This is a genomic window from Nonlabens ponticola, assembly GCF_003966335.1.
GTDB classification, from domain to species: domain Bacteria; phylum Bacteroidota; class Bacteroidia; order Flavobacteriales; family Flavobacteriaceae; genus Nonlabens; species Nonlabens ponticola.
On record NZ_CP034549.1, the window covers coordinates 2,443,724 to 2,462,111 of the forward strand.

Below are 18,388 nucleotides of genomic sequence, written 5' to 3' on the forward strand. Positions count from 1 at the left end.
GAAAAGCTCACAGCCATCTGGCTGTGAGCTTTTTACTTGATGAAATCATAATTCAAATCACGATCTTGATGGTTGCATCATCCGTAACGTCAAATTTAGCGTCTGCCCATGATGGTGGTCCCATGCTCATTGGGTTGTTACTCATTCCATAATCTTCCTTAGGCATGCCATTGTTCTCAAAGTCCATTTGCATGTTCTCATTTTTATCATGCAATACCATGACCGCATATTCACCAGCTGGTACATTTTTAAATGTTACCGTTGCAACACCATCTACTATGGCAACAGAATCTGATTTGAAAGGTGCGGCACGCATGAAGTCGTTTTTGGTATTAAGCGAGAACATCATCTTGCCATCATTACTGCGAGCGTTAGGAACGGTAACAGTGAGTGTATAACCATCGTTGACGGTTTCTTCTTGGCCTTGAGCAGTAAAAACGGTTGTAGCTAGAAATAAAATACTAAGGATAAAAGTTTTCATAATAAGTGTGTTTAATTTGTTAGACGAGCCAAATATGCGACCACATATCACCTGTAAAAATTATAGATCACCCAACTGTAGAATTATGAATCCCAGTTGTAAAATTTTCTAGTAAGCATCCAACTATAATCAATCTGTCTCGTATATAATCTAAATCAACTACCATCAAACGATATCTTCATATTTCATTTCTATTGTTGCTGGGTTGCAGCTGGACGGCAAGCGCTCAAGGCCTCGTCGATGGTTTCTATCAAGGAAAAGGAAATTTTACGGCAATACTGGGATCTGGCTATGAAGACAATCCTACTTATCTCGCTGGTAAGACTGAATTAGATCTCGAGAAGTCCTTCTTTAATATCAATACCTTCATAGCATTAGGCGTTCTTAATAATCTAGATTTAAATATTGCAGCGGCTTACGTTCAAAGCGATGAGGAAAAAGCATTACAAGATGCGGCGATCGCTTTGAAGTACAAATTCTACACGATAAAGGGAGAAAAGACTAACATCTCATTTCAATTAGCAAGCGGTTTCAGGTTTCCGCTTTCAGACTATGAGACTGAAGGTCTCAATGCTCAAGGTCAACAGGCTACCAACTTTTCAAATCGACTGATTATTCACGCTCAACGAGATGATGGTTTATTTGTAACTGCTCAAGCTGGATATGATTACCGATTTGATCCAGTGCCGTCGTCCGTCAATACCGCGATCAAAATAGGATTTGCCAAAAGCACCTATTACCTAGACGCTTTTATTGACATTCAAAATAGTCAAGACGGCAAGGATTACCGTGGCTTTCCTGCACCTAATAACTTTCGTGAGCTCGAGGTTGATTTTGTGAGGATAGGCACCACCTTTTACAAACCTATATATGAAGATTTAGGTGGATTTATCAACCTGGCCTACACTGTTGATGGTCGCAATGTAGGATTGGGACCAGCGATTAATATTGGATTGGTACTTAGATCAAGGCTGTAAAGACATTAAACCTTAAAGATTCTTCTTGATCTTGAGCAGCTCTGCTTTTACAAATTCCAGCTTGGCAATGATCTCAAAATTGCTGATCTCTGTTTTATGAGATTTCATGTAATCACGAGCGCCTTCTAACGTGTAGCCACATTCCTGTACTAAATGGAATATGGTTTGTAGATTTTTAATATCCTGCGGTGTAAACTTACGGTTACCGCGAGCATTTTTTTTAGGCTGGATGATGTCAAATTCCTTTTCATAGAATCTGATTTTTGAAGCTGCCACGCCGAAGGCCTTGGTCACTTCACCCATGGAATAATACAGCTTTTCTGGTAGGTCAACGTGCATTAGTCCAGTGATATATTTTCCTGCTGTGATTTCTTGAGCAGCTCGTTAAACTCCTCTGGAGTCAAGTTACCGTAATAGAAATTGATAGGATTGATACGCTCGCCATCCAGGAATACTTCATAGTGCAAGTGTGGTGCCTGTGATCTTCCTGTAGACCCTACATAACCTATGATATCGCCGCGTTTTACACGCTGGCCGCGTCTCACATTATATGGCTTGTTAGATCTCAAATGTGCGTATAAAGTAGTGTAGCCAAAACCGTGATCGATACGTATATGATTCCCATAACCAGAGCTATTAGCATCTGCTCGATCTACAACGCCATCGCCAGTAGCAAAAACAGGTGTACCGCGCGGCGCGGTAAAATCCATACCATAATGAAACTTTCTGGTCTTGTTAAAGGGATCTGTACGATAACCATAGCCACTTGCCATGCGCGTCAAATCCTGGTTGCGCACTGGTTGAATGGCTGGAATACTGGCTAGTAAATTTTCTTTATCCTTGGCAAGTACCGCAATCTCGTCTAGCGATTTACTCTGTATAGCGACACGCTTCTTGAGCTTATCGATAGACTCTTTTACAGCTATAATTCGCTCACTGGCGTCATATCCTTCATAATCCTCATAGCGATTCACACCACCAAAACCTGCCTGTCGCTGCTCATCTGGAATAGGCGTCGCGTCAAAATAAATACGGTAGATACTGTTATCGCGATCCTCAATATCCTCAATTACAGTCGCTAGCTGCTCTACTTCCATCTGCATGGACTTGAGCTGCTGCTCCACAAATTGTTTCTCACGCTTTGCACGTCTCAATTCTGGCGAGTCATATACCTGACCTGCATATAGATAGAGTAAAAAACCTGTGAGACAAGAGAAGAAAATAAAAAGCGTCACTCCACCAAAAATCTTACGCTTCTTGCGCTCTACCTTCTGGTAGGACAAGGTTTCTGGATCGTAGTAATACTTAATCTTTGACATATGTTTTAATATGCTATTTTTGCCGTGAATAGCACGCTGCTTGTGGTTTGCAGTGTGTTTGATGAGTGTTAGCTTTCGCGAAAGCGTAACAATCATCACAGCAATAAACGCAAACAAAAGTAATAAATTACCTCAAACTGCATCTACAGCAAGCCGATGAACTCCCAGAAAATAAGACAAACATTCCTCGAATATTTTAAAGAACGCCAGCATGAAGTGGTAAAAAGTGCACCCATGGTTATCAAGGATGACCCAACGCTCATGTTTACCAATGCTGGGATGAACCAGTTTAAGGAGTATTTTCTAGGCATTAATGATCCTAACAACAAGCGAGCAACTGATACTCAAAAATGCCTGCGAGTAAGCGGTAAACACAATGATCTTGAGGAAGTTGGTGTAGATACCTATCACCATACGATGTTTGAAATGTTGGGCAACTGGTCCTTTGGCGATTATTTTAAGAAAGAAGCAATTGCTTGGGCTTGGGAACTGCTCACTGAGGTTTACGGCATTGATAAAAACAGCCTGTACGTCACCATCTTTGAAGGCGACGCTAGCGAGAATCTAGATTGTGATACAGAGGCTTATAATTACTGGAAAGAATTAATTGCAGAGGATCGCATTCTTAATGGTAATAAAAAAGATAACTTCTGGGAAATGGGCGATCAAGGTCCTTGTGGTCCTTGTAGTGAGATTCATGTGGATATACGCAGCGATGCAGAAAAGGCCAAAATTGATGGTGCAAGTCTGGTAAATGCAGATCATCCTCAAGTGGTGGAAATATGGAACCTTGTTTTCATGCAATACAACCGCATGGCAGATGGTTCCTTGAAAAACCTACCGGCACAACACGTGGATACAGGTATGGGCTTTGAAAGATTGGCGATGGTGCTGCAAGGCAAGCAATCCAACTATGATACTGATGTTTTCCAGCCACTAATAAGAGAAATTGAGACCATCACAGGTCGATCTTATAATAAGACAGTAGAGATTGACATCGCAATACGCGTCATTGCAGACCATGTACGTGCTGTATCTTTTAGTATTGCAGATGGACAATTGCCATCTAACACTGGTGCTGGTTACGTGATTCGCCGTATTCTACGTCGCGCCATACGTTATGCGTTCACCTATCTAGACCGCAAGGAGCCTTTTATCTACATGCTTGTCAATACATTGTCTCGACAAATGGGTGAAGCGTTCCCGGAACTTAAATCGCAAAAGAATCTTATCACAAACGTGATCAAGGAAGAAGAACAATCATTCCTGCGCACGCTGGATCAAGGACTACTGCTACTTGATAATGTTATTAATGAGACGACAGCTTTAGGAAATAAAACGGTCGATGGTAAGAAGGCCTTTGAACTTTATGACACGTATGGTTTCCCAATTGACTTAACAGCTCTCATTCTCAGAGAAAAAGGACTGGAATTAGATGAGAAAGGTTTTGAAGAAGCTATGCAGGTTCAAAAAACACGTTCTCGATCTGCAAGTGAAACAGTGACTAGTGATTGGACTGAATTAAGACAGGACGACCAGCAGGAATTTATAGGATATGATAAGCTAGATGCTCAAGTATTTATCACACGCTATCGTAAGGTAACGACCAAAAAAGATGGCGATTTATATCAGCTGGTTTTTAATTTGACGCCGTTTTATGGCGAGAGCGGCGGCCAGACTGGTGATAAAGGATACCTAGAATCCAGCGCTGGCGATACCATATATATTATAGACACTAAAAAGGAGAACGGTCAAACCATACATTTGACCAAGACCTTGCCTAAAGAATTACAATCATCCTTTAAAGCGACCGTAGATCAAAAACAACGTAAAAGAACGGCAGCAAATCATACAGCCACGCACCTACTACATCAAGCGTTACGCAAGATCTTAGGAACACATGTGGAGCAAAAAGGTAGTATGGTGCGCAGCGCGTCCTTAAGATTTGATTTCTCGCATTTTTCCAAGCTTTCTCAAGATGAGCTGGATCAGGTAGAGCATTTTGTCAATGATCGTATCAACGAGCAGTTGGAACTACAGGAAAATAGAGCCAACACTTATGAGAACGCCATGGCCAATGGTGCGATAGGATTGTTTGGTGAGAAATATGGTGATGTAGTGCGCACGATCAAATTTGGCGATAGTCATGAATTGTGCGGTGGTACTCACGTTAAAAATACGGCAGATATTTGGCACTTTAAAATAGTTTCAGAAGGTGCTGTTGCAGCAGGAATACGCCGTATTGAGGCAATCACTGGTGATGCGGTCAAAGATTATTTTACAGAGCAGTCACAGCATTTTGAGGACATCAAGGCATTGCTCAACAATCCAGGCAAGCAACCTATTGAAAGCATTGAGTCTCTTCAAACTGAAAACAGCCAGCTTAAAAAAGAGATTGAAGAGCTTAAAAAAGCCAAAGCTGGAAACCTAAAACAAGAACTTATACAAAGCGCTGAAAATCATGACGGCATCAATTTTATTGGCACCAAAACAGATCTAGATACTAAGAGCATCAAGGATCTTGCTTTTGAGATCGAACGCGAAATGGATAATCTATTTATGATCATAGGTAGTGATGCCAATGATAAAGCAACACTCACGGTAATTATCAGTAAAAATCTGGTGGAAGAAAAAGACCTCAACGCTGGTACCATCGTTCGCGAGTTAGGCAAACATATTCAAGGCGGTGGCGGCGGCCAGCCGCACTTTGCCACTGCTGGTGGCAAAGATCCAGATGGATTGCAAGCAGCCATTGACGCCGCTAGAAAAATGGTCTCGTAGTATGATGAATGATCCTTTCTTACAAGAACAAGAGCCGTTCAAAAGTGCAGATGAGAAAGAGCTGACCTTTGCCACCTTTGGCAATCGTCTCGCCGCGACCTTACTGGATACCTTGTTCATTGTAATGCCGTTGGGACTGCTCAATGTACTCAATACGCTTTACTGGCGTGACTTTTATATCTATCTCGCTATCACGATTTGTATTCTAAGTTACAAACCCGTGTTAGAAACAATTTATGGCGCAACTTGGGGCAAGATGCTGATTGAAATCAAGGTGGTAGATTATGCTGGCGAACGCATTAATGCATTGCAAGCATGGCTGCGCAGCATTTTCACAGTATGCTTGACCTTAATCACCATACCATTTCAATATGCTATTTTCAATAATGAATACTTGAATAGCATTGATGGATTTATCAGCTATTCCACAGAAATGTCCATTGAGTATCCTGCACTAAGCACCATCTCAACCATCAATTTTTTCATCTTGACCATTGAAATCATCTTCTTAGTTACAGATGTGCCTAGAAGACGTGCTGCCCATGACCGTATAGCTAAAACGTATGTCATCAAAGATCCTGAGACTCTCTAATATTTGATTGTTATGAGAATTGCCGTTTATCCAGTAACTCAACAATTATGAGCACCGCTGGTCACATACGAGCCATGATCACTGTCATGAAGAACAACGCTAGACGTAGAAAGACTAGTGATAAATCTATGGCTGGTGCAGAAGCTGGATCCCTTTACAAATCTGGATCAAAAGCACCAACTTTTACCAAAAAACAAATTGCTGATACCAAAAAGGCTATCAGAGAAAAGGCTCAAAAGGAACAGCGCAGGAGACTGCAACTATTGACCGTTGTGATCATTGCAACGCCTATTTTATGTTATGCGATTTACAAGTTGCTGGAATATTTGATCTTCTAGCGATCCCGTATCCTTAGTAAATGCTGCGTACATTTAGCTTATGAAATTCACCACCAGCTTTGAGATTGAAAAGCATCCACTTCCTATTGATCATGACAGTCATGTGGTTTTGCTAGGCAGTTGCTTCACTGATCATATGTATCGCAAATTGCGCTACTATGGCTTTGATGCTGTTTCAAACCCTTTTGGGATATTGTTCAATCCTTTCAGTATATCTCACCTGGTAAGCAAATCAATTCAGGATGATTTCAAGCTAGATGATGTAGAATCCACTTTTTCATATCTCGCACATTCTGATATTGCCGGTGATGATCCTGATGCTGTTTTAACTGAATTGCAAACGGCTGGAAAAAAGCTGAAAGAAAGTCTTAATAAGGCAACTCATGTGATTATTACCTTGGGCACTTCTTGGATTTATGAGCTCAAAGAAAGCAGCCAAATCGTTGCTTCCTGCCATCAACAGCCACAAAAACTGTTTGATAAACGATTGCTCAAGATAGATGAGATCAACCAAAGTTTGAATAAACTAATAGATCTAATCCAGGGCTTGACACAGGCTTCCATCCTATTTACCGTATCGCCAGTACGTCACACTCGAGATGGCATGGTTGAGAATCAACGCAGCAAGGCGCGTCTTCATGAGGCAATACAGCAACAAGTAGATGCAAAAAGAGCATATTATTTTCCTAGTTATGAGCTTTTTATGGATGACCTACGCGACTATCGTTTTTATGATCGTGATATGATCCATCCCAATGAAATAGGTGTAGATTATGTGTGGTTACGCTTTCGCGAAAGCGTAATCAACCAAAACACCGCAACAGCAATTAAAGCACTTGAGAAACTACGCAAATTAGAACAACACAGACCGAAAGACGCCGCAACTCACGCTAGACAGGTTGATGAATTTAAAGTTAAAGTGCTGAATGAATTCCCTAACTTGACGCTATGATAAGAGGAATTAAAAACCTATTCATAGGTGCCGTCATTATGCTAATTGTGGTCTTAATTTATAATTGGATAAGTGACAGCAATAATGAACAAGAGCAGCTAGACGCGCAAACAGCCTTAATCTTAAAACAGGTAAATAACGTGAGTAAACTGGTCGTGACCGAGGCGCAGTTTGCCAAGGTGTACACCTATGAAAATACCAGAAGCTATGGTTGGGACTTTTATAGCAGCCGTAAGACTGCGCTGATAATTTCCAACGCCAGCGTACAAATTGCCTATGATTTAAGAAAACTAGAAGTCGAGGTTGATGAAGATTCAAAAACCATTGAAATTAAAAGCATTCCTGAGCCAGAAATCAAGGTCGATCCAGATCTTACCTTCTACAATTTAGAGAATGGCCTGACCAATAAATTTGAAGCTAAAGACCTAAACACCATCAAGAAACGCATCAAAAAAGATATTATTGAGAAAGTAAGAAAGGATCAAATCCTTGCCAACGCAGAAAACAGATTGCTAAGTGAGTTAAGTCAAATCTATCTATTAAGTAGCGTCTATGGCTGGAAATTGGAATACGATGGCACCGAAGTCAATAGTGAAAAGGAACTCAAATATCTGTTGGATTAAAGCCATCAAAAAATCCTTGCAGTTTGCACCACAAGGATTCTCATCATCAAAACTAAAACAAATTATGGGGTGTTGGATCGCTTCCTGCCGCGCAACTCTCTTAAGAGCTTACGCTTGAATTCAACCTCAGTTTTCTTGAGCTGCAGGAAACGTGTTGCTCCTATAACTTTAATCATCTTACGATAGCGTGATTCAAAATTACTCTCATTGAGCTCTGATTCTATCTCAAACATGCGGTCAACATAATCTGCGGCTTGCTCGTCTGACATGGTGTTGTAGTTAGAACCCAGCTCACGCATCAATCTTTTCTTTTGACGATATAGCTTCTCGCGATCTTCCTTTACTTCATTGAACAGCGGCCAGAATTTTTGTGCCTCATCAGATGTAAGATTGAGCGCGTTTGTAATGTAAGCTACCTCTAAAGCTTCAATTTTTTCTTGCGCTTGTTCAGTTTTTTGAATATTACTGACATTGCGCACTTGTGAAAATGCTGTGGTGCTTAGGGCAAGCACAATTATTAGGATGCTATTTTTCATTCTTCCATCATTTGGTTAAGGTCTACCTCATCTGCTAGGTAGTCGACGAGAACATCTTGATTAATGTCATTGTAGCTTTCATCTTCCAGAAAATCATCAGCGCCCAGATATAAAATCTCAAGGGCTTCCTCGTCTTGTGTTATGTCGGTTTCTGCGAGATACAGAATCAAATCTTCATTATCTAGGTCGTCCATGGTAAAGGAATTGCTGTTCCAGAAACCATTCACAGCAATAGCAAACACGATAATTGCAGCAATGGCTAATAGCGGAGTGATCCACGCTGGTTTATCAGAATCCATTTGAACGACCGGCTTATCAATCGTTTGATCCAGTAGGCGTTGCTCAAGATTTTCAAAGTATCCATCTGGAACTGTAAAAGGATTATCTCGAGAAGTATTTGAATCGTTAGTTATAGATGACAAACGAGCCAGATTTGATTCAAAGTAGCCGTCTGGCACCTTGAAACCTAGATCTTCATGTTTGTTATTCTTTTTCATAATTCTATGACTGCTTTGAGCAGTGTTAGTTTAATCTCGTTTAAGGTACGCTTCAATTTTTTTTGCCGCAATATGATAGCTAGCTTTTACAGCACCTTCAGTAAGTTCAAGAATGCTGGCAATATCCTTGAATTTGATCTCATCATAATATCGCATATTAAAGATCTCTTTTTGTCTATCAGGTAATCTTGCAAGTGCTCGCTGGAGTTCGAGTTGAATTTCATCACCAGAAAAATAAACATCTGCTTCCAGTTGATCCACTAGATATTCTTGTAGCTCGGCACTTTCAATTTTTACGGTGCGTGACTTTTTCTTGAGAAAGGTCATGCTCTCGTTGTAGGCAATGCGGTACATCCAGGTGCTCAATTTACTATCACCTTTAAAATTGCCTATACCTCTATGAATCTTTATAAACACATTCTGGACCACGTCATCTGTGTCCTCGTGATTCAATAAAATCTTACGGATTTGCCAATAGATATTCTGCTGATATTGTGCTACCAGTAAACGAAAGCCCTTATCCAGAGATTTGGGATCCTTGATAAGAGCGATGATTTCGTTTTCTGTTACTTGGCTCATTCAGGCTTTAAGACTAGCGTGTTTTGCAATAGTTTAATCACAATCAAAAAATTATGATTGGATCGATTTTTGCTTAGTTTTATCTTCAAATTTAATAAGAATGCAACCTACTGAATTTAAACAAACACCATCAAAGTATCAGCCACTTATTGAGGTTGATGATACTACAAGAGCAACGTTTTACCGCAAGACGTACACTCATGTCGCACTAGCAGTTTTACTTTTTATTGTTCTTGAAACCATGTTACTGCGCATCGATCCTTTGGTTGAGTTGATGCTAAGTCTAGCACAAGGCTGGACGTGGCTTCTAGTTTTAGGTGGTTTCATGTTTGCCACCAGCTATGCTGAGAAGTTAGCGCACACAACCCATGATAAGACCACACAATACGGAGCACTATTCCTTTTTGTACTGGCAGAAGCGATCATTTTTGTACCGCTTGTCTACATCGCTTTATTTTATGGCGAGATGGAATATTTCTCTACCATCAATCAAGCAGCAATTATGACGTTGGCGTTGTTTACAGGCTTGAGTGCAGTCGTATTGCTAACCAAAAAAGACTTTTCATTCCTACGTAGTTTTCTAGCAATAGGCTTTGTAATTGCCATCGGCGCCATCATCGCTGGGATGATCTTTGGCTTTAATCTAGGTCTGGTCTTCAGCGCTGGAATGGTGGTACTTGCCGCAGGAACCATTCTATATCAAACCTCACAACTCGTCCACAAATACGACACCGATCAATATGTAGGCGCTTCCCTAGGCCTATTTGCATCCTTGATGCTGCTGTTCTGGTATGTGTTGAGCATCTTTATGGGACGTGATTAAATCTTGGTACTTACTTAAAACAAAAACAGCGCCCATTGGGCGCTGTTTTTGTTTCTAGCAATAACTCTGAAAAGTCATATAAAATAAGGTGTTCTTGATTTTTGTTATATTAAGAGCAATAACAGTAAACAATCTAATTAACTCTTTTATATGCCTATCAAACAGAAACTTTATATTCTTTCCATAGTTTTACTTGTATTGTCTTGTAAGACGGAAAATCAATCAGCCATTGAGCCAGAGCCTGAAAATATGAGTCTATTGGTAGGTGAGGTGAAAGATTTTCCAGATAGTACCTGGATTTATCTAAGCTATGAAGGAAATGATGCAGACTCAACAATGGTCACAAAAGGTAAATTCCAATTCGAGCAAACAGTCGAATACCCAAAAAGTTACACGATTTACACAAAAAACCCGCCTAATTGGAGTAGTATTTGGTTAGAAGAAGGCACTACGACATTTAGCGCCAGGAATGGAGACTTCAGAAATGCAATAGCATCAGGAACTGCCACTCAAGAAGAAGACAATTCATTTGTTGAGTCGTTAGGAGGCTATTGGAATAAACAAGATAGTCTGAGATTGATTTATATAGATACGTTGCAACCAGCTATAGAACAAGAAAAAGCGTCAGACTACGCAGCAAAATTAAGAGCCGATAAATTCAAAAAAGAGCAAGCCTACATTGCCGAAAATCCTAATTCTTATTTAAGTGCTCACCTATTGGATTTTTATACAACTACTTATGGTTACGATACCGTAAACCTTCTTTTCTCAAAATTTCCGGACAGTTTAAAATCTTCTGCCTACGGTATGAGAATTAATAAGTTTCTTGATACAAATGAAAGTCCCGACATAGGTGATGACTACATAGATTTTACCCTAAAAAATGACACTGGCGAGATGGTAAAATTTTCCGAAGCTAGAGGTAAACTAACGCTTATTGATTTTTGGGCCTCGTGGTGTGGCCCATGTATTGAAGAATATCCAACATTAAAAAAAGTATATGAACAAAATAAAGCTAACGGCTTTGAAATAGTAGGTGTTTCACAAGACTTAAATGAAGAGCCATGGCTGGAAAGCATTAAAAAAAATAGACTCAATTGGACAAACCTTATTAATGATAAAAATAGCCCAAGTGACCCATACCTGATTTATGGAATCAATGGTATTCCAGACAATTTTCTTGTTGATGAAAATGGTAAAATCATCGCACGCAACCTACGTGGTGAAGATCTTGAAAAGGCTGTAAAAGATTACTTCAAATATCGCCGACCTGATAACGATGTCTTCTAATAATAAAAACAGCGCCCCATGAGCGCTGTTTTTGTTTTAATTAGTAATCGCTTTCCACTTTAAACCTTCTAGAATCGTTGTCAGTCCGGTAATCTTCTCTTTCTTACCTGCTTTCATATCGCTGTATATGGCATAGGGTGTTGCGCCAATTAACGTCGCTACTCCAGTAGCGCTTTCAACAAAGTTTTTATCTTTTGCATCGGGCAAATCTGTTTGAAAAGAACCAAATGATATTGCTTCTAACTCGTTAACCAACGACACATATTTTAGTACATTGGATCCAGTGATTGCATCATCATCAGTAAAATACCTATTGATTTTACGGTAAAATCTTAAGGCATTTTTGTTGATCATATCCGCATTTAATTGATTGATGAAAATATCAACCACTCTTTTCTCATTGATGTACTCTTTGATATAATCTGACCTAAAAATTCTCAACATAGAAATTCTTGCTTCAGATAGTGCTAAATCTGTCTCGATCTTCTTTTTCTCCTCATCACTCGCGGATTTGAGCGACTCCCGATAGGATTTGATCTTTTGATTCTCTTCATTTATAAAATTTTTGAACTGACCTTCATAAGAGTCCAGTTGCAACTCAGCATCAGATTTTATAAATGTTAAATAACTAACTAATCCTAAAGGTTTCACATCGTCTTTGGAAAGCTGGGAATAGCCAGATACATATATTAGAAGTAAGCAAATGGTATAGAGTGTTTTCATGATAAACAATTTGATTCTAAACTAGAAACATTGTAAAGCAAAAAAAATACCCTTTAAAGGGTATTTTCTGGTACTAATGGAATGGGATCGAATATTCTAATCCCTAATCAACTTCTTGTAACGTATTCTTTTAGGCGTTACATCACCCAAGCGTTTCTTCTTGTTCTCTTCATACTCGGTAAAGCTACCTTGGAACGAATAGACTTGTGAATCACCTTCAAAGGCAATGATATGTGTACAAACTCTATCAAGGAACCATCTATCGTGCGAGATAATCACGGCACAACCTGCAAAGTTTTCCAGACCTTCTTCTAGCGCTCTCAAGGTATTCACGTCAAGATCATTGGTAGGCTCATCCAGAAGCAACACGTTTCCTTCCTCTTTCAACGTCATCGCTAGGTGCAAACGGTTGCGCTCACCACCAGATAGCGTGGCTACCTTTTTATTCTGCTCTGATCCCGAAAAGTTGAATCGGCTCAAATAAGCTCGCGAATTCACCATCTTGCCGCCCATCATGACCGTGTCCTGACCATCGGCAAAGTTCTCCCAGATAGATTTTTCTGGATCGATGTTACTGTGCGTTTGATCTACATAAGCCAACTTTACCGTATCACCTACTGTAAAACTTCCCTTATCAGGTTCCACCTCATCCATTATCATCTTGAAAATGGTGGTCTTACCAGCACCGTTGGGTCCTATAATTCCCACGATTCCATTTTGTGGTAGTGTAAAATTCAAGTCTTCATACAGCAGCTTATCGCCAAAGGCTTTACTCACTCCTGTCGCCTCGATCACGTTAGTTCCTAGTCGTGGACCATTAGGAATGTAGATCTCTAGCTTTTCTTCCTTGGCTTTTTGATCTTCATTCAACAACTTGTCATAGTTATTTAAACGCGCTTTTTGCTTGGTCTGGCGACCTTTGGCACCTTGACGTACCCAATCCAACTCTCGCTGTAACGTTTTGCGACGTTTAGATTCTGATTTCTCTTCCTTGGCAAGACGGTCGCTTTTCTGTTCCAACCAGCTAGAATAATTCCCTTTCCATGGGATTCCTTCACCACGATCCAATTCTAGGATCCAGCCAGCAACATTATCTAGGAAATAACGGTCGTGCGTTACCGCGATTACCGTTCCTTTATATTGCGCTAGATGTTGTTCCAGCCATAAAACCGATTCGGCATCAAGGTGGTTGGTAGGCTCATCCAGCAGTAAAATCTCTGGTTGTTGTAGCAATAATCTACACAATGCTACACGACGCTTCTCACCACCAGAAAGGTTTTCAATACTTGCATCGCCTGGTGGCGTGCGCAAGGCGTCCATTGCGATTTCTAGTTTAGTATCCAGTTCCCAGGCGTTGAGTGCATCGATCTTGTCCTGCAATTCTGCCTGACGGTTCATGAGCTTCTCCATCTTGTCGGCATCGCTGTAAACCTCTTCTTTACCAAAATCGTCATTGATCTGATTGTATTCATCTAGAATTGCAACGGTTTCTGCCACGCCTTCACGCACGATTTCCATCACGGTTTTACTCGCATCCAGTTCTGGTTCTTGTTCCAGATAACCTACTTTGTAACCAGGCAGGAAATGAATATCACCCTGGTAATTTTTCTCCTTGCCAGCAATAATCTTGAGCAAGGTCGACTTACCCGAGCCATTGAGACCCAGAATACCAATCTTGGCGCCATAGAAGAAACTCAAATGTATGTTCTTCAATACCTGTTTTCCCGTGCTTTGGTAGGTCTTTGACAGACCAGACATGGAAAAAATTACTTGTTTATCGTCACTCATGTTTAGATGTTTTGTCTTGTAATAATGTATTCAATTGTTTGAGAGATTGATCTGTGTAACGCTTTCGCGAAAGCTTCATCACATCAAGCCCTTGTACTTTTAATAAAAGTCCTTGTTCTTTCAATTCAAATTCCTGCACGTCGCTGAAGGTGAAACCTACGGACTTTTGCCCAAGTAATTTAAATGTTGCACTCTTGTCGCTGTACGAAATGGCGTTGGCACTGGTAAAGCTGTCCAAACTCAAACTGGTAAAGGCTGCAACGGCAAGACCAGCGGCAATGTAAGCCCATTGTTCCGGTGCGTCCAGTATCCAGCAAGCAACCGCAATCACGATCAAAACAACGCCAGTCAAGGCAAAACCACGATACCTAGCAGATGTCAAATCAATAAATTTGATACTGCGCTGCACCTACACTCTACCTTTAAGGGCGTTGAAAACCCATGCAATGGCAAAAAATCCGATGCCCACCGCGGCAAAACCATAACCCGCTACGTCTCTATATCTAAAGGCGCCTAGTGCGATCAAGCCTAGTCCTATAATAATCATGATGAGCACTGCCCATCCTAACACTCCGTTTTTATTCATCGCCATAATCTATCCATTTAATCTATCAAATATAAGGTGGTCAGGTCTAGTCTGTTTTGACTTTTTTTGACCCGCGATATAGTTCATACTTCACTAGTCGAGCCTCAAGTTTACCGTTGTACAATTTAATACGTTTGCTGGTTTTTAGGCCTACATGTTTCAAGGCTTCTAGATTACCTGTAATGAGCCATGCGGTACTACCGGCATATCTGCTCTTGAGCGTGTCGCCTATTTCTTTATAAAAAGCCTCCATATCGATCTCCAGTCGCTCATCATACGGTGGATTAAACATGAGAAATGCCTGTGCACTTTGTGAATCTCTAAAGAAATCACCTTTCTCTAGACTAATAAAATCAGTAAGATTGGCATTCTTTACATTTTCCCTTGCTTTTTCAATAGTGTAACCATCGGCATCACGTGCGATGATCTTGCCATCAAACTCACGCATCTTCTTCAAGCAACTTTCCTGGATATTCTCAAAGAGCTGGTTGTCATAGTCTGGCCATTTTTCAAAGCCAAATTCTGGCCTATTGATATTGGGTGCGATGTTCGCGCCTATCATGGCTGCCTCAATCGCTATGGTACCACTACCGCACATAGGATCAATAAAAGTCGATCGCTGATCCCAATCACTCAGCAAAATAATTCCAGCCGCTAGCACCTCGTTGATTGGCGCGACGTTGGTTTTTTCACGGTAGCCACGTTTATATAATGGCTCACCGCTGGTGTCCAGCGATACATCGACTGTCTGATCATTGATGTGAACAGATATGCGCAAATCTGGATGCTTGGTATCCACATCTGGTCGCCTACCCGATTGATTGCGTATCTGATCCACAATCGCATCCTTGGTTTTCAAGGCAACATACTGACTGTGATTGAAATATTGAGAAGAAACCGTGGCGTTGACAGCCAGCGTATCGTGCGGCGTCAAGTACTCGCTCCAGTCCATCTGGTAAATGCCGTCGTACAAATCCACCTCATTGCGAGCGCGGAAACTGTGTATGGGTTTCAAAATCCTGATCGCCGTGCGCAGCATCATGTTTGCCTTGTACATAAAGCCTTGATCACCAGAAAAGCTTACCATGCGCACGCCAGGTTTGATGTCCATCGCGCCCAGGTTTCTTAGCTCTTTTTCCAGTACTTCTTCAAGGCCAAAAAGCGTTTTGGCAATCATCTTAAAATTTTGCGACATGCAGGCAGATTTGAGCGGCAAAATTAAGGTATTTTTGTGGCCTATGGATGATGCGCAGCACTCTAAAACTTGGTATGCCAGCTGGTTTAACACGCCGTACTATCACATGCTGTACAAGGATCGTGATTATCAAGAAGCCGCTGATTTCATGCAGCAACTCACTGATAAATTAGAGTTGACTCAAGGTGCCAAAATCCTGGATCTTGCCTGCGGTCGTGGTCGCCACAGCATGTATTTGAACAAGCTGGGTTATGATGTGACTGGTGTAGATTTGAGTGAGAGTAGTATAGCTTTCGCGAAAGCGAGATTAAAAAACATCAAAGAAGGACACTTAGAACTGGACGAGCCTGATCAATCCTCGCTGCAATTGGATCGCATCAAGTTTGCCGTACACAATATGACGGTGCCTTATACTGATACCTTTAATGCGGTGTTCAATCTCTTTACCAGTTTTGGATATTTTGACGATCCACAGGATAATCAAAGAACTGTAAGCAGCATCAAGAAGATGTTGAAGCTTGATGGATATGGAGTGATTGATTTTTTCAATTCGCATCACGTGATAGAGCATCTTGTGCCTTATAATGAGAAAGAAGTGCGCGGCATCATGTTCAAGCAATCACGTAGGTTTGAGGATGGTTTTATCTTCAAGGACATAGAGTTTGAAGACGACGGCGAGCGCTATAAGTTTACCGAGCGCGTGAGTGCATTGACTCAGGAGGATTTCTTGAATTACCTCGACACTGCTAGTCTCGAATTGGTACACACTTTTGGCGATTATCAATTAGCTGACTTTGATCAAGAAACATCACCACGATTGATACTGGTTTTTAAAATCGCTGTGTCATGAATTACCTGTTCACATTTCTAGCAGTTGTTGCTGGCGCCTTGCTTGCCTGGCAAGTGCGTGAGATCTCTAGAAAGCGCTTGAAATTGCTACTGGCATTCTCTGGTGCGTTATTGCTAAGTGCGGTCGCTACAGAATTCCTACCTGAAATCTACACAGAAGGCTCGGTTGATTACGGCATCTACCTTATCGCTGGTGTTTTTATCCAGATCATTCTTGAATTCTTCTCAAAAGGCGCGGAACATGGACACTTGCACATCGATAAAAATGTAAGTGCTTTTCCTTATGCCCTATTTTTAAGTTTGTGTTTGCATGCTTTTCTTGAAGGAATGCCATTGCAATCCAACGATAGCATGGTTTATGCGATTGCCGTTCACAAACTGCCCATCGCCTTTATTTTTACGGCATTCTTGATAGCAAATAAGGCCAGTTTTGTACGCATATTCATTGTAATGAGCATCTTTGCGGCTATGTCGCCACTAGGAACACTGCTAGCTGCAGAAATAGGCTGGGTGCAAGAAGTCATGTTGCCTATAAAGGCAATAGTTGCAGGTATCGTCTTGCACGTATCTACCACGCTCATTCTTGAGTCGAGCGATGGTCACAAGTTCAACCTTGCCAAATTGCTTGCGATGATTCTAGGTGCTGCACTGGCTTTTTTGATTTAATCATTTCTTGACAAACACCATGCAATGCTGCCATGGTAGGTGATCAATATTTTCTTTGAGCTTGAATCCGTTGGCGTTGAACTCTTTCACGGCTTGAGCCTCGCTCATTTTATGAATTGTCTTTATAGGAATTTGAGGATCCTCGCCGCGATATTCAATGAGATAGATCTCGCCATCTTTCTTTAAGGCCTTGCGCATAGACGCAATCATCGCTACCGGAAAGCTGAATTCATGATACACATCTACCATCAAAATTTTATCGACAGAGTTGGATGGCAAATTCACGCTTTTCTCTGACCCTAAGATTAGCTCTACATTTTCAATGTTACTTTCTTCTTTTTTGTAATTCATCGCCGCCAGCATCTCTGGCTGTATATCGACAGCATAGATCTTACCTTCAGGTACCTGTGGTGCCATTTTAAACACATGATAACCAGATCCAGCGCCTATATCTGCAATGTTATCATCTGGCTGAATGTTCATGTTTTCAAGCAGGATGGATGTGTTTTCTTCTTGTTCTCTTTCTGGACGCTCCAGCCATTCCATGCCTTGAAATCCCATGACATGCGCAATCTCACGACCCATGTACCACTTGCCTATACCATTGATGCTGCCTGATTTATAGACGTAGTCTTGAGAGCTTTCGGTTTGTTCGTCTGACCGAGTAGAGTCAGTAGTTTGGGTTTGTCCTTTGCAGCTTGTGAGCGAGAAGCTTAAAAATATTAATGAAAAGATGTATTTGAAGTATTTCATACTCTGTTGGTCGTGAGAACGATGAATCAGTTACTTCAAA

The 18,388-nt window shown here is 41.0% G+C and carries 22 protein-coding genes; 10 read left to right on the forward strand and 12 right to left on the reverse strand.

Annotated features, from left to right (window positions below; genetic code table 11):
* Positions 1 to 52 precede the first annotated feature (52 nt).
* Positions 53 to 481: a DUF2141 domain-containing protein gene (locus EJ995_RS11100; protein ID WP_126448467.1), complete on the reverse strand. Its 429-nt coding sequence runs from the start codon at positions 479 to 481 to the stop codon at positions 53 to 55.
* A 194-nt stretch (positions 482 to 675) separates the two neighbouring features.
* On the opposite strand from EJ995_RS11100, the gene EJ995_RS11105 reads away from it, so the two are divergent.
* Positions 676 to 1,458 (forward strand): transporter, encoded by a 783-nt coding sequence (locus tag EJ995_RS11105; RefSeq protein ID WP_126448468.1) that lies wholly within the window; start codon positions 676 to 678, stop codon positions 1,456 to 1,458.
* Positions 1,459 to 1,470: 12 nt separating this feature from the next.
* On the opposite strand, the gene EJ995_RS11110 is transcribed toward EJ995_RS11105, so the two are convergent.
* Positions 1,471 to 1,797: a MerR family transcriptional regulator gene (locus EJ995_RS11110; RefSeq protein ID WP_126448469.1), complete on the reverse strand. Its 327-nt coding sequence runs from the start codon at positions 1,795 to 1,797 to the stop codon at positions 1,471 to 1,473.
* On the reverse strand, positions 1,797 to 2,777 hold the full coding sequence (locus EJ995_RS11115; RefSeq protein ID WP_126448470.1) for a M23 family metallopeptidase: 981 nt from the start codon (positions 2,775 to 2,777) through the stop codon (positions 1,797 to 1,799). Before EJ995_RS11115 ends, EJ995_RS11110 begins: the two co-directional genes overlap by 1 nt.
* Positions 2,778 to 2,933: 156 nt before the next feature.
* On the opposite strand from EJ995_RS11115, the gene alaS reads away from it, so the two are divergent.
* From alaS to EJ995_RS11140, 5 genes are read left to right on the forward strand one after another with little or no spacing between them, the layout of a single operon-like run.
* A complete protein-coding gene (gene alaS / locus EJ995_RS11120) occupies positions 2,934 to 5,558 on the forward strand; it encodes an alanine--tRNA ligase (protein ID WP_126448471.1) in 2,625 nt (874 codons plus the stop codon).
* A complete protein-coding gene (locus EJ995_RS11125) occupies positions 5,512 to 6,150 on the forward strand; it encodes an RDD family protein (RefSeq protein WP_126448472.1) in 639 nt (212 codons plus the stop codon). Before alaS ends, EJ995_RS11125 begins: the two co-directional genes overlap by 47 nt.
* A 47-nt stretch (positions 6,151 to 6,197) precedes the next feature.
* A complete protein-coding gene (locus EJ995_RS11130; RefSeq protein ID WP_126448473.1) occupies positions 6,198 to 6,488 on the forward strand; it encodes a hypothetical protein in 291 nt (96 codons plus the stop codon).
* Positions 6,489 to 6,528: 40 nt separating this feature from the next.
* Positions 6,529 to 7,440, forward strand: a complete 912-nt coding sequence (locus tag EJ995_RS11135) for a GSCFA domain-containing protein (protein WP_126448474.1) — start codon at positions 6,529 to 6,531, stop codon at positions 7,438 to 7,440.
* Positions 7,437 to 8,063: a DUF4230 domain-containing protein gene (locus EJ995_RS11140; protein ID WP_126448475.1), complete on the forward strand. Its 627-nt coding sequence runs from the start codon at positions 7,437 to 7,439 to the stop codon at positions 8,061 to 8,063. The genes EJ995_RS11135 and EJ995_RS11140 overlap by 4 nt, the downstream gene beginning before the upstream one ends.
* Positions 8,064 to 8,125: 62 nt before the next feature.
* Here EJ995_RS11140 and EJ995_RS11145 read toward each other — a convergent pair whose 3' ends face one another.
* The 3 genes from EJ995_RS11145 to EJ995_RS11155 are packed head-to-tail and all read right to left on the reverse strand — an operon-like array spanning position 8,126 to position 9,675.
* Positions 8,126 to 8,599, reverse strand: coding sequence for a hypothetical protein (locus EJ995_RS11145; protein ID WP_126448476.1), 474 nt, complete (start codon positions 8,597 to 8,599; stop codon positions 8,126 to 8,128).
* The gene (locus EJ995_RS11150) at positions 8,596 to 9,096 is read right to left on the reverse strand and encodes a hypothetical protein (protein WP_126448477.1); all 501 of its coding nucleotides are present in this window, start codon (positions 9,094 to 9,096) and stop codon (positions 8,596 to 8,598) included. The genes EJ995_RS11145 and EJ995_RS11150 overlap by 4 nt, the downstream gene beginning before the upstream one ends.
* A gap of 30 nt (positions 9,097 to 9,126) precedes the next feature.
* A complete protein-coding gene (locus EJ995_RS11155; RefSeq protein ID WP_126448478.1) occupies positions 9,127 to 9,675 on the reverse strand; it encodes an RNA polymerase sigma factor in 549 nt (182 codons plus the stop codon).
* Positions 9,676 to 9,775: 100 nt separating this feature from the next.
* Here EJ995_RS11155 and EJ995_RS11160 point away from each other — a divergent pair, with 100 nt between their 5' ends.
* Both EJ995_RS11160 and EJ995_RS11165 read left to right on the forward strand, forming a co-directional pair.
* Positions 9,776 to 10,498 (forward strand): Bax inhibitor-1/YccA family protein, encoded by a 723-nt coding sequence (locus tag EJ995_RS11160; RefSeq protein ID WP_126448479.1) that lies wholly within the window; start codon positions 9,776 to 9,778, stop codon positions 10,496 to 10,498.
* A gap of 150 nt (positions 10,499 to 10,648) precedes the next feature.
* A complete protein-coding gene (locus tag EJ995_RS11165) occupies positions 10,649 to 11,788 on the forward strand; it encodes a TlpA disulfide reductase family protein (protein ID WP_126448480.1) in 1,140 nt (379 codons plus the stop codon).
* Between the two features lie 36 nt (positions 11,789 to 11,824).
* Here EJ995_RS11165 and EJ995_RS11170 read toward each other — a convergent pair whose 3' ends face one another.
* The 5 genes from EJ995_RS11170 to EJ995_RS11190 form a co-directional block, all read right to left on the reverse strand.
* A complete protein-coding gene (locus tag EJ995_RS11170; protein WP_126448481.1) occupies positions 11,825 to 12,511 on the reverse strand; it encodes a hypothetical protein in 687 nt (228 codons plus the stop codon).
* 96 nt (positions 12,512 to 12,607) lie between these two features.
* Positions 12,608 to 14,299 carry an energy-dependent translational throttle protein EttA gene (gene ettA, locus EJ995_RS11175; RefSeq protein WP_126448482.1) on the reverse strand — a complete coding sequence of 564 codons (1,692 nt, stop codon included), beginning with the start codon at positions 14,297 to 14,299 and terminating at the stop codon, positions 12,608 to 12,610.
* Positions 14,292 to 14,681, reverse strand: coding sequence for a hypothetical protein (locus EJ995_RS11180; protein ID WP_126448483.1), 390 nt, complete (start codon positions 14,679 to 14,681; stop codon positions 14,292 to 14,294). The genes ettA and EJ995_RS11180 overlap by 8 nt, the downstream gene beginning before the upstream one ends.
* A 27-nt stretch (positions 14,682 to 14,708) precedes the next feature.
* Positions 14,709 to 14,885: a CAL67264 family membrane protein gene (locus EJ995_RS11185; RefSeq protein WP_206482241.1), complete on the reverse strand. Its 177-nt coding sequence runs from the start codon at positions 14,883 to 14,885 to the stop codon at positions 14,709 to 14,711.
* Positions 14,886 to 14,931: 46 nt separating this feature from the next.
* Positions 14,932 to 16,080, reverse strand: a complete 1,149-nt coding sequence (locus tag EJ995_RS11190) for a THUMP domain-containing class I SAM-dependent RNA methyltransferase (protein ID WP_126448485.1) — start codon at positions 16,078 to 16,080, stop codon at positions 14,932 to 14,934.
* Here EJ995_RS11190 and EJ995_RS11195 point away from each other — a divergent pair.
* Entirely contained in the window at positions 16,079 to 16,930 is an 852-nt protein-coding gene (locus EJ995_RS11195; RefSeq protein WP_241234638.1) for a class I SAM-dependent methyltransferase, read from the forward strand. The two genes, EJ995_RS11190 and EJ995_RS11195, sit on opposite strands and share 2 nt — an antisense overlap.
* Positions 16,927 to 17,595, forward strand: a complete 669-nt coding sequence (locus tag EJ995_RS11200) for a ZIP family metal transporter (protein WP_126448486.1) — start codon at positions 16,927 to 16,929, stop codon at positions 17,593 to 17,595. The genes EJ995_RS11195 and EJ995_RS11200 overlap by 4 nt, the downstream gene beginning before the upstream one ends.
* Here EJ995_RS11200 and EJ995_RS11205 read toward each other — a convergent pair whose 3' ends face one another.
* Entirely contained in the window at positions 17,596 to 18,348 is a 753-nt protein-coding gene (locus tag EJ995_RS11205; protein WP_126448487.1) for a class I SAM-dependent methyltransferase, read from the reverse strand.
* Between the last annotated feature and the right edge of the window lie 40 nt (positions 18,349 to 18,388).